Source organism: Mesorhizobium sp. WSM4308, assembly GCF_002294905.1.
Lineage (GTDB): Bacteria > Pseudomonadota > Alphaproteobacteria > Rhizobiales > Rhizobiaceae > Mesorhizobium.
The window spans coordinates 12,737-23,487 of record NZ_NSFW01000025.1 but is presented as its reverse complement, the minus strand read 5'-3'; the positions used below and the strand labels follow the sequence as shown (position 1 = coordinate 23,487).

At 60.2% G+C, this 10,751-nt stretch carries 9 protein-coding genes and 2 pseudogenes; 4 read left to right on the top strand and 7 right to left on the bottom strand.

Going from position 1 to position 10,751, the window contains the following annotated elements:
- Positions 1-5: 5 nt before the first annotated feature.
- The gene (locus tag CK227_RS32950; RefSeq protein WP_095804222.1) at positions 6-1,247 is read right to left on the bottom strand and encodes a hypothetical protein; all 1,242 of its coding nucleotides are present in this window, start codon (positions 1,245-1,247) and stop codon (positions 6-8) included.
- Positions 1,244-2,179 (bottom strand): hypothetical protein, encoded by a 936-nt coding sequence (locus CK227_RS32945; RefSeq protein ID WP_095775724.1) that lies wholly within the window; start codon positions 2,177-2,179, stop codon positions 1,244-1,246. Before CK227_RS32945 ends, CK227_RS32950 begins: the two co-directional genes overlap by 4 nt.
- Positions 2,180-2,545: 366 nt before the next feature.
- Between CK227_RS32945 and CK227_RS38025 the strand changes: the two genes are divergently transcribed.
- Positions 2,546-3,415: a PAN domain-containing protein gene (locus CK227_RS38025; protein WP_348629132.1), complete on the top strand. Its 870-nt coding sequence runs from the start codon at positions 2,546-2,548 to the stop codon at positions 3,413-3,415.
- Between the two features lie 90 nt (positions 3,416-3,505).
- Here CK227_RS38025 and CK227_RS32940 read toward each other — a convergent pair whose 3' ends face one another.
- The 3 genes and pseudogenes from CK227_RS32940 to CK227_RS37595 all read right to left on the bottom strand — a co-directional run.
- Positions 3,506-4,246, bottom strand: coding sequence for a hypothetical protein (locus CK227_RS32940; protein WP_095804221.1), 741 nt, complete (start codon positions 4,244-4,246; stop codon positions 3,506-3,508).
- Positions 4,247-5,088: 842 nt separating this feature from the next.
- Positions 5,089-5,589 (bottom strand): YdcF family protein, encoded by a 501-nt coding sequence (locus CK227_RS32935; RefSeq protein ID WP_095775726.1) that lies wholly within the window; start codon positions 5,587-5,589, stop codon positions 5,089-5,091.
- A 326-nt stretch (positions 5,590-5,915) separates the two neighbouring features.
- A pseudogene (locus CK227_RS37595) lies at positions 5,916-6,099 on the bottom strand (MFS transporter); the annotation flags it as partial.
- A gap of 234 nt (positions 6,100-6,333) precedes the next feature.
- On the opposite strand from CK227_RS37595, the gene panB reads away from it, so the two are divergent.
- The 3 genes from panB (at position 6,334) to pmtA (ending at position 8,738) form a co-directional block, all read left to right on the top strand.
- Positions 6,334-7,179: a 3-methyl-2-oxobutanoate hydroxymethyltransferase gene (gene panB / locus CK227_RS32925; RefSeq protein ID WP_095775727.1), complete on the top strand. Its 846-nt coding sequence runs from the start codon at positions 6,334-6,336 to the stop codon at positions 7,177-7,179.
- Positions 7,176-8,066, top strand: coding sequence for a pantoate--beta-alanine ligase (gene panC, locus CK227_RS32920; RefSeq protein ID WP_095775728.1), 891 nt, complete (start codon positions 7,176-7,178; stop codon positions 8,064-8,066). The genes panB and panC overlap by 4 nt, the downstream gene beginning before the upstream one ends.
- A 75-nt stretch (positions 8,067-8,141) precedes the next feature.
- Complete coding sequence (gene pmtA / locus CK227_RS32915; RefSeq protein ID WP_095775729.1) at positions 8,142-8,738, top strand: phospholipid N-methyltransferase PmtA; 597 nt, start codon at positions 8,142-8,144, stop codon at positions 8,736-8,738.
- Positions 8,739-8,879: 141 nt separating this feature from the next.
- Here pmtA and CK227_RS37590 read toward each other — a convergent pair.
- Together CK227_RS37590 and CK227_RS32905 are read right to left on the bottom strand one after the other, a co-directional pair.
- Positions 8,880-9,205, bottom strand: a pseudogene (locus CK227_RS37590) (aldehyde dehydrogenase); the annotation flags it as partial.
- 51 nt (positions 9,206-9,256) lie between these two features.
- Positions 9,257-10,621, bottom strand: a complete 1,365-nt coding sequence (locus CK227_RS32905) for a serine hydrolase domain-containing protein (RefSeq protein WP_095775730.1) — start codon at positions 10,619-10,621, stop codon at positions 9,257-9,259.
- Positions 10,622-10,751: the final 130 nt, after the last annotated feature.

The following is a 10,751-nucleotide window of genomic DNA, read 5'->3' as shown; positions in this document are numbered from 1 at the left end:
CGTAGTCATGGGATATCGAACTCCATGACCTTCAGTTGCGTAGCATCGTTGGCTTTCACTACGCTCAGGGAACCGGACTGGGGGGTAGTGGAATCACCCCTCTTCAGGAGGACGGTGAAGTCGGTTTGCACCGACGGGTCATCCCGGCGGTCGAAGAGGTTTACGAAAACCTCGTAGTGGCCCGGCGGGGGATCGTCCGCCCACCTTATGTGTTCGATAGGCTCATTGCTCATTCGGTCAGGGACATTCATATCGATATCATGAGTGCCGCCGCATGCGGGTTGTCGCCGTTTCACTATTTCCCCGCTGGGGCATTTCACGGCAAGATCCAAATCCGTGCGGTTGTTCCAAGTGAGAGCTACCTCCATCTTGCCGTGCAGTCCCTGCTCGCGGTCGACGCGCTTCTTGGCTATCGCCGCCTGATCTAGCGAGGCCTGCTGGCACGAGTTCATATGCTGGCGCAGCCGCCCCTCGATCACAGTGGCCTCAGAAATTAGCTCCTGCGTTCGCAGGCTGGCTTGATCGACGGCTGGCGCCGGCGCGACAAGTGCGCAATACGCGCCCCCGCCCTTTCCGAATGCCGTTACGCCGAAAGGAAGGACCAAGCCGCAGGCGGGCAGCAGCAGCCACGCGGTCGCCCCCGCGAGCGCTATGGGAACAAGCCAAAGCAGCCAGCGGGCGATCGGCCGCCACCGGGAAGGACCGGCGGGCAGCACGGGCCGCTCCACCACTGCATCCGGAACGGGCGTCGGCGGCCGGTCCCGGGCGACCGCAGCAATCTGCCCCCGGCCGCTGGTCTCCGCGTCATGTTTTTCATAACCCCATGCAGTGAGGACGAGCACTCCGTCGCCCCCGTCGGAATCGCCGGAGACCCACACGTTCTCGTCGTCGGGGAATGTCACCGCGTTGCGCAGCGCGGTAGCCGTCGACCGGGCCGCCGGGTCGGTGCGAGCCTCGTGCGCGGCGGCCGCACGGAGAACTGATCGGACGGATTGGTCCAGCCGCGCCTTGTAGACGGACGCCGTTTCGGGCGGGAGGTCTGTCAGGCGGACAAGCGTCTCGTCCCGTTCGGTATACCAGTCGATCCCCGAGCCGTCCTTGCGTGGCACTGGTTCGGCCAGCTCAAGCCCAATGCCTCCGGGGAATTCCCGCCCGAGCACGGCTTGAAGCCTATGGACCGAGCGCTCCGCGGTCGATCCGAGGGATCGCATCAGGCTGAGGGTCGTGGTGGCAACGAACTGGCTCATTGGGCCGGGCCTCCGGCTGGCGCCGGGGCGGCGGGTCCACCGCTTCCGTCGTCGAGGAGTGGACCAAGAATAGAAGAATCTGTCTCGCATCCAGTCTTCGTGAGCTCGGCATTCATTTTAGCGATCCGCTCTTCAATGATGCGGTTGACCTCATCGCTGTTCACGGGAGCTGCCGTCCGCGGCGGAAGCGCCATCGGATAAACGAGGTTGCCAGGCCAAGCCGCGTAGATCAGGCTGGCGGCGAAAACTAGAGAAAGGGCAGCTATGGGCCAAAGCCAAGCCTGCCTATGTCTTGCCGAGGCCGCTGGGTGAGCCTCTTGGGCGGACGCTGCGGTGGGTTCGGGAACAATCACGCGCCGCGGGGGAGACAGTCCGGCGGTGGCGAAACCTCCGACGGCGGCCCAGGACTGCCCCGGCACCCAGGGAGAGATGCCGCTTGGAAGGTAGGGGCCAATTGTCTTCTCGCAGTGCCGCACGAATGCGGCGCGGGAGGAGCGGGCTTCCTCTGGCAGCACCCCCCAATTCGTGAGCACGGCGTTCTCGCCGACGGCGACGATCGAGGCTTCGTCCGCGACGTTGAGCATCGCGCCAACCGTTTCGCCGATTTCCCGGTCTGCCAGCGCCGGACGCAGCGCGTCGATCCGCGCCACCAAAATCGATTCGACCCTGGCGCGCTTTCCTCGGTCGAGTTCGCTCAGCTGCTTCGGCTCGTCGTCAAAGCTGCTGAACCACGCCACTGCCAGGCGCCCGCCCTCCTGCTCCTTGGCGTTCGGTTCGGCGAACAGCCGGGACGCATTGTCACCGCACAGTTCGTCTATCCGGGCGAACGTCGTTTCGCAGTCCCGCCACATCGGCTTTCCGGCGACGGCCAACACGTCGCCGGAAAGCGCCGACGTTGAGCGAACGAAGTGGACGTTGCCCCCTCGAGCCATTTAAGCACCTTCCCCTTGCCGCAAGAAATCGTTAACTATGCGGCGTCCCCTCCGGCATACTTCGACGGAAAGAAACGCAGTGTCAACGAGCGCTCAAGTAGATTCGACTCAGATGCTTAACCTGTAGCGGACCGCAGCCTATTTCCCATCTTAGCGCCAATTCTAGTTGAATTGCATTCTGGCATTGCACATCCCCCATTTGGGGTGGAAATGCAAAAACTGGAGGATTACGGTCGCGCCGGGCCGAATTTGCCGAGCGCAACAGGGGCATTGCCAACGTCAAAAGAAAATGGGGCAACGGGAAAGATCGCGATCTGTCATGAGGTTTCTGGCTAGCCGTCTAACTCGCCTTCCTCCTCGCCAGTCATGACGTCAAAGTCAGCCAACCGCGCTGACTTGTCGGTCAAGACCCGCTTGAAACAGAATAATAGTGACACGGGAAACATGTTTGCGCATCTTTTTTTCTGCGGATACCGAGAGCTCCTACTTAGAGCCGCTGGCTCGTCTCTGGCAGCTCTCGTCGTTCTGGTTGGCATCCAACCAATCGGCGCGCAGACCACGGCAGTGTTCTTCGACTATCCCGGGACCTCACTGAACGGGGTTGTCAGCGCGCAGGTCATCGCACCCCTGCAGGCATGTCGATCCCTTTGCACCTCGCGTTCGGGCTGCGTAGGTTTTGATCACTCGTCCGCCGACAACAGTTGTCGGCTTTTGGCAGGGGTCAGCTCCGCCGGCGAAAGCCGGGCGTCGACAGCAGCTACGCGGAATCTGATCATTGGGTATCGTCCTCCCTCAAACCCGCCCGCAACGCCTTCCGCCGCCCAGCCAAAAGTTTCACGCGCGGCGCCGCCGAACATCAGTGGCCGCAAGGTGAGTTATCGATCGATTCCCGGCGACCCCAGGCCGATAGGCTGGGTGTATATCAATGTCTGCAGCGGAGCCCCGGTGGAAGCGGATTCACTTCGCAGTTCTATCAACGGATTTGTTTTTGAGTCATTGCGGCTCATTCCGGGCAGGATTGAACAGTTTGACAGGAGTACCACACCGCAATGTGCGCTCGTACCCAAGGCCGTCGGGTATGCCTCGCCGGGCGCCGAGGAGTGGAGAATCGGAGCGGCGCTAGAGGAGATGCGTCCGCTCCTTCGTCCTGCCGGAGTGGGAACACGGGCGGACGGTCTATTGCCCATGCAAGGTTCCGACCGATACCGCATCGACATATGGCTTGGCCACGAGTGAATTTCCCGGCTACTCTATCGGGCGCAGCAGCTAGGCGTTGATGTCTGCGCGTAAGCCTCTCAATTGCCCAGTTCTAGCCGTGCGATCGTATCAGCAGCCGTCGAGCGCCTTAATGCCTTTGATGTAGTCCTTGCCGCCCTCGTTCACGGTCGTCACTTCCGCGCGGCCAGAACATGCTGTGGCACCCTTCCTGAACGCATAGCTGACGAAGAACAAGTCATCTGCCTTCGCTTCGATGCCGAGAAGCTTAAGGGGCGCCTGCATCCCTCCGTAGAAACCACTCAGGGCCGCGGCGGAGAGAGGACCCCTGGCGCTCTTTTCAGGGACTACAAACCGCGCCGCCTCCTTGCCGTCCCCAGTGCCGAGGGCCAGGTAAAACGCCCGCACAACGGTCGCTGCGGTGCCGGGCTGTTCAGTGATGTCCTCTTCAGGCGCGATGCTCCCTACAATGGCCATCAGCGGGGCTCGGCGATTTGCGTTTTTTGGAGCCCATCGATCAACGATGCCGACAGTCACGCGGCGTCCGATCAATGATGCCATGGCGCCCTCCATGCCGCCGACCGGCACGACGTGAACCTCGCGGAAGCTGGATGCGGAATCAGCAAAGCCCTCGCCCTCAAGGCAAATGTCGGCATCCAGCTCCAGTAAGTAAGTCGGCTCGGGCTGGTCTCCTGTCTGCACGTCTTTATAGTTCGGCGGCCCGGGAAGTATTCGTCGATGGAGATCGCCGCTCAGCCGCGACGGCTGCCCTTTCGAGATATCGTAACAGGCGGCCTGGCCCCCGCTGGCCGCAGCTATGGAAATCAATACGCTTGCCGCAAGTCGTCTCATAGGTCGCTCCCCAAAAAGCCCACTGATGGCATTCATTCATTGAGGCTTCAACCGGTACTTGACCAAATGTATAAACCCTCAGTCGTCTCTGAGAACGATCGTCACTAAAATGTTCAATGAACATTATACTTCTCTGCCCACAGCCAGGTTTGATTGCTGCGGCGTCTTTGGGGCAGCGCGATCCTAATCCTTTGTTCCGCAAGGGTTTGCTGGACGTAATGAAGGCGTGCTCAGAGGCTTCAATGCCTATCGGCGCAACAGCTGGCATCAACGCGCACTGAATTTCCGCGGTCGTCACCGCAAAATCGTCGAAACAAAGCCAGCAGACCACACTGGTGCAGCTTTGCCAGAACCATGACGTGCCATTGGCATTACATGATCTCTTTTTGTTCTCAGAAAGTCGCATAAATGGCAGTGTGGAACGTCGGCGACAGGCGCTGCGACGGCGGGGGGCCACCGCTGAACAAAGCGGTGCGAACTCACGCTTTCTCCGCTCCATGACCTCCGGCGTCCTTAGCCGCCGCGTCCCATGCTGTAGATCTCGGGGCTGGGCGTATCCTGGTGACGTTTGCAAGGCGGTTCGACAAGCCGAATAAGGTTGCGATTGCCGCGATGTACCATGCGTTTTTTGCCGGAACCATGGGCACTTCTCCTAAAAAATGGAAAATGATTAAAGTTCGTCTTTACAAAAGCCGCCAGGGAAGGGGTTGGTCATGCCCATTTCAATCAGGCGACGGAGGCTCTTCCTCACTCTTACCGGCATTAGCTGTTCGACCTGATAGCCGATGGAAGGATAGTGCCAGATACGGTAGGTGTCGCCCACCAACCCTTTGATGAACTTTTCAAGATTGAGGCTTTTCGTGTAGTCCTCGAAGGTCGTTGGGCTGCAACTGATGCTCCATGAAACCGATGGCCATTGCTTCTGAGCCGTCGCAAGCGCGACGTTGCATGGTGGGTGTGTGAACCAACTGCCCTGTTCGGACAGCAGCATTATTCTGTTCGAGCAGTAGCTTACTCTCAAGTATGTTTGCGCCTGTGTTTTTTGCCGCATTTTCGAGCATTATTCTAGTGGAATGGGTGCCGCGTTCGGACATGATCCGCGCGAACACGTCCGCTTCTGTCCCTCCAAAGCTTTCCCCATGCAAAGCTACTGAGTGACGGACACCGCCACTGACGACGATCCATCGGTACGCATGCCTAATTGCAATCTCTGCGGCATAGCGCGGAACTGATAGATCATTCGTTCCCATCACAATAAGGACGTCCGCGTCCTGAGGGGGATTTGAGCAGTAGTTGTATTCCCAAAGTACCTTGGCAAGTTCCAAAGCTGTTGCGCTGACCATTCCCAACTCCTGGGGCTACTCGCTTGAGACCATGGATACCGTGGCGTCCGCGACCACGGATTGCACACTGCCTTCCACGGGTACAACGGCATTCTAACAATGCAAATGGGGTAAACCGAGCTTCGTCAGCCGGAAGCGGGCGTTGACCTCCAAACAAAGCAACGGCGATGGACTGCGCAGGTCTCAACCCGTGTCCACCCCCCACAAAAGTTACCGGTCGCCTCACGGGCGATACAAAGGGCACAGGCTGGACTTGGCTGCCGGGGGGCAGGATTTGTCGACCGCTCGATCGAAAGCGCGAGATAAGAAGGACAACCACAAACCTGCAGAGCGGCAAGACGCTCGCCTACCTCCCGGTCAGTCACCGTTAGTCGATGGTTTAGACGAAGATAGTCCGTCCATGTCGGCGTGCGGAATGTCTCGGTCCAAAGAGTCAGCTTCTGAAGGTCGCGCTGGAGGGTCCAGTCCCCGCGCACCGGCACGGCTCTGAACACGCCGCCTTTCGCGCATGTCTCAGAAATTCCGCGATATTCTCCCTTCCTAGTTGGCTTTGCCGATGGCCATGATCCCGTAACTGGGTTGGCAGAGTGATATGCTGCGGAGGCAGCTAAACCGATTTGATTGATTCTGACGATGAATGGCGGCGCGTCACACACTCGCAATTGCGAATTTAGCTCTTCGCACCTGCACAAAAATGTGCCAAACGCAGCCCCTATGGTTGGTAACGTTGGGGAAGGAGCCTCGTTGAGTGCGGTTGCTAACACCAGGGCGATCACACCGCCCGATATTCGTTCCCGGAAGGGTGGCACTCCGCTTGTCTGCCTGACAGCCTATACCACGCCGATTGCAAAGCTCGTTGATCGGCATTGTGACATTGTTCTCGTTGGCGACAGCGTCGGCATGGTGCTTCACGGCTTGCCGTCGACGCTGGGCGTGACGCTTGAGATGATGGTCATGCACGGTCAGGCCGTGCGCCGCGGCCTCGAGCAGGTGCTGATGATCGTCGACATGCCGTTCGGCTCCTACGAGGAAAGCCCCGAGCAGGCCTTCCGCAATGCTGCACGTGTCATGGTGGAAACCGGCTGCGCGGCGGTCAAGCTCGAAGGTGGCGAGGCGATGGCGGAGACGATCCGCTTCCTGGTTGCACGCGGCATCCCTGTCATGGGCCATGTCGGCTTGACGCCGCAGGCGGTCAATACCTTCGGCGGCTACCGCGTCCAGGGCAGGGGCGGTGATGCGGAGCGCGTGGGGGCCGACGCGCATGCCGTGAGCGAAGCGGGGGCATTCGCGGTGGTGCTGGAGAAGGTCCCGGAGGCGCTCGCCCGCCGGATCACCGCAGAGGTAGCGATCCCGACGATCGGTATCGGCGCCTCGGCGGCCTGTGACGGGCAGATTCTCGTCGTCGACGACATGTTGGGCATCTTCGGCGACTTCCGGCCCAAATTCGTCAAGCGCTATGCCGAACTCGGTGAGATCGCCGAGGCGGCGATCGCGGCTTACGCGCAGGAAGTGCGCGACCGCAGCTTTCCAGCGGACGAGCATGTCTTCGGCGATGCGACAAGGACGGTCAATGGTGGAGAAGGCGCATGAGCATTCCGATCGCACGAACCGTCGCCGAATTGCGCATGGCTGTGGCCGGATGGCGTCAGAATGGCCTGAAGGTCGCTGTCGTGCCGACTATGGGTGGTTTGCATGAAGGCCATCTGAGCCTGGTGCGTGCCGCGCTTGCCAAGGCCGACCGGGTTATCGTGACGCTGTTCGTCAACCCGAAACAGTTCAACAGCGTGGCCGATCTCGCGGCCTACCCGCGCACTGAGCATGACGATGCCGCCAGGCTCGCGCCGCTCGGCGCCCATCTGCTCTACGCGCCGAACGCGGCGGACATGTATCCGGAAGGTTTCGCCACTACGATCTCGGTGGGCGGGGTGAGCGAGGGCCTGTGCGGTTCGTTTCGACCCGGCCATTTCGACGGCGTGGCAACCGTCGTCGCCAAGCTCTTTCTCCAGACGCGTGCCGATCTCGCTTTCTTCGGCGAGAAGGATTTCCAGCAACTGCACGTCGTTCGCCGGCTCGTCCGCGATCTCGACATTCCGATCGAGATAATAGCCTGTCCAACGGTGCGTGAAGCCGACGGCCTGGCGATGTCGTCGCGCAATGTCAGGCTCTCGACCGCACAGCGCCTGGCAGCGCCAAAGCTCGCCGAAGTCCTCTCGGCTTCGGCCGAGCGGCTGTCGGCGGGATCGCCGGCGGGGCTTGTGCTTGCCGAGGCCAGGCAAGCGATCCTCGCTGCCGGTTACGACGAAGTCGAGTATCTCGAGCTACGAGCAGACCATGACTTGTCGCCACTATCCGCCGCGGACCGACCGGCCCGCCTGATCGTCGCTGCCTGGCTCGGCGGAACGCGGCTTATCGATAACGTCGGAGTTCTGCCCGGGCGGCGCAAAGGCGAGCTGCTCGCGGCAGCCAATGCCGCATGATTGAGCAGCCGCAAGGCTTGGACAAACGTGCGTCGTCAACATGACCCAGACAAATAGCCGTAGCAGGGAGTGGATATGGTCTTTCGATTGAAGGAGCGCCTCGCCAGAAAGTTTGAAGAAGAAGTGCAATTCTTCAAGGGCTGGCAGAAGGACAAGAAGCGAGTGGGCGCGCTGATGCCAACGTCCGTTCATGCCGGGCGTCGTATGGCAAGCGTCATCAATCCGGCATCCGGATTGCCGGTTCTTGAACTTGGCGCGGGAACTGGCGTCATCACCAAGGCAATCCTGGAAAGAGGCATCAAGCCGCATCAGCTGGTTTCGGTCGAATATTCCAAGGATTTCTATCAGCGCCTGACGCGAGCTTTTCCGGGCGTGGATTTTCGATTGGGCGATGCGTTTGCGCTTGGAGAAGTGCTGGCCGAACGGCGCGGGGAGCAGTTTGACTGTGTGATAAGTGCGGTGCCGCTGTTGAGCTTTCCGATGGAACAGCGTGTTGGCCTGCTCGAGGATCTGCTGGCCCGCATACCCGCTGGCAGACCGGTGATTCAGATCACCTACGGACCTTTGTCGCCGGTGATCAAAATGCCCGACCGCTATGTCGTGTCTCACTATGATTTCGTCGTCCGCAACATCCCGCCCGCACAGCTGTGGACTTACCGACGAGCAGTCTGAGCCGCGGGACGCGCGAGGACGGCGGGCCGTTCGCAAAATCGTCAGGACAGGCGGTGGTCGTGACGAAATTCGCATCTATTGCGCTTTTATAGCCGCCACCGTTTCGCGGAGCCCGCTATGCCTTTTCGCATCGGCAGGTGCTCACTCACCTGCTACGCGCTTCGCCCTGAGGACAACAGACAGCGAAACCACCGCGGCCGCTGCCGGGAGCAGGTCTGCTGGGAAATTCTGATGGCTGGCTGGTCGTAGGAAGCGCGCGATCGCAAGACTACCGACTGAAGTAGTTCGGACGTCCGATGTGGCGGGAAATGGTTCCCTGTGAACCATTGCGTGGCTCACCTCTACCCCCGTCCCAAACCCGTTGACTATGAGACGACCTGCTCTCCGTTCAAGAAGCGGCATCAGTCCACCAGCAACCGCGTAACCACTGGTGTCGGCATGGACAGAAATGTCAGCTGCCCTTCCAGATGGCCGACAGCCCGGCGAAGCGCGCAAGGATCAGCGCAACGCGTTCTGGTTTACTTGCGCAGCGCAGCGCGACCCTTGATGCGCAGCCAACGGGCCTCGCCGCTTTCATCACGCAAGACGGTTCCAACGCACTGTGTGCGCTCGCCGGGGGCGATGTGCATCGTATCCGGACCAATTGCCTGGACCGGTGTGCCAATCTCTGGACCAGGGAGTGGGTCTAGACCCTCTAGCCATTCCTTGATTGTGCTTTGATCGTAGACGAGCCCTTCGCCTTCGCGCCGTAACGCATGTCTTTCCAGGCAAGTCTCGTAACTTCCCACCCAATCGTCGCTAATCGGGTGCCGCTGGCTGCGCGAAACGGGCACGGCAAGGCCGAAGTAGGTGCGCATTGCCCACGAAAGCAGTTGCTGCGCTGTGGTGGAGCCATTTTCACCATTCGTCAGTACGGCGATGGCGAACCTTCGCGAGGGAACCATCGCGAAAAAGCACGGCTGGCCGTTGGCACCTCCACCATGGCTGACAACGCGCTCTCCGAAATTGTCGTCGAGCCACCAGCCAAGTCCAATCTCTGGGACGTCGCTTGAAGGACCGGCTGGCGAGAAGGCGGCCAATCGCATGGCATCGCTGAGCACTGACGCGCCTTCCAATTGGAACCGCGCATAGAGCATGAGGTGCTCTGCACTTGCGATGAGCCCGCCTATTGGGTTGCCGCATCGGGGCATCACCCACGGCGTCGCAATTACTGTCCGCCCCTGGAGTTCCGCGTGTCCGACGGCAAAGTTGCGATGGATGAGCTCGTGGGCGAAGAAGCAGGTTCCGTGGAGGCCGAGAGGCGAAAGCAGAGTGTCATTGAGCAGAACCTCGAAAGTCCGTCCATGCAGCACCTCAAGTATTCGCCCGAGCACGTAGAAGCCTGCATTGTTATACGACCAGATCTTTCCGAGGGGCGTTACCTGAACTAGTTTGCGCATTCGGTCGACCATTGCGGCAAGAGCGTCGTCCCCCCACCCTGGATCTTCGTAAAAGTCTCCCTCCCAGCCTGAGCAGTGGGTCAAACAGTGACGTATGGTGACGGATGCAGAGACATCTGGGTCTGCAACCGTGAACTGGGGGAGATGGACGCGGACCGGGTCATCCAGATTGAGACGCCCCTGGTCAACCAGTTGCAAAATCGCTGTGGCGGTGAAGGTCTTCGTGATTGATGCTATTTGAAAGAGCGTTTCGCCATCGACAGGCTGCGGGTGCACCAAGTTCGTGACGCCCAGACCAGCGGTCGCTGCGTGGCCGTTATGATAGATGCCGAGCGCAATTCCTGGGACGCCATCGCGCTGCATCTCCACACGCGCCTGATCGAGAAGCGCGGGGTCGAGCCGATGGGACGCCATCACAGGCGTGCTTTGTTTGTTCAAAGTCATTTATAATTCTCTCGCTGCGTTGGGTATTCTCTGCCTCTTGGCCGACCACTGCGCACTAGTGACGGCCCACGCGGCCGCGTGTGGGGAAGGTACAGCTATTGAGCTTGCGATCAGCCTTTTAGCTCCAAAC

Coding starts and splice junctions, on each gene's coding strand:
- CK227_RS32950 (WP_095804222.1), bottom strand. CDS start 1,247: ATGAGCCAGTTCGTTGCCACCACGACCCTCAGCCTGATGCGATCCCTC.
- CK227_RS32945 (WP_095775724.1), bottom strand. CDS start 2,179: ATGGCTCGAGGGGGCAACGTCCACTTCGTTCGCTCAACGTCGGCGCTT.
- CK227_RS38025 (WP_348629132.1), top strand. CDS start 2,546: ATGACGTCAAAGTCAGCCAACCGCGCTGACTTGTCGGTCAAGACCCGC.
- CK227_RS32940 (WP_095804221.1), bottom strand. CDS start 4,246: ATGAGACGACTTGCGGCAAGCGTATTGATTTCCATAGCTGCGGCCAGC.
- CK227_RS32935 (WP_095775726.1), bottom strand. CDS start 5,589: ATGGTCAGCGCAACAGCTTTGGAACTTGCCAAGGTACTTTGGGAATAC.
- panC (WP_095775728.1), top strand. CDS start 7,176: ATGAGCATTCCGATCGCACGAACCGTCGCCGAATTGCGCATGGCTGTG.
- pmtA (WP_095775729.1), top strand. CDS start 8,142: ATGGTCTTTCGATTGAAGGAGCGCCTCGCCAGAAAGTTTGAAGAAGAA.
- CK227_RS32905 (WP_095775730.1), bottom strand. CDS start 10,621: ATGACTTTGAACAAACAAAGCACGCCTGTGATGGCGTCCCATCGGCTC.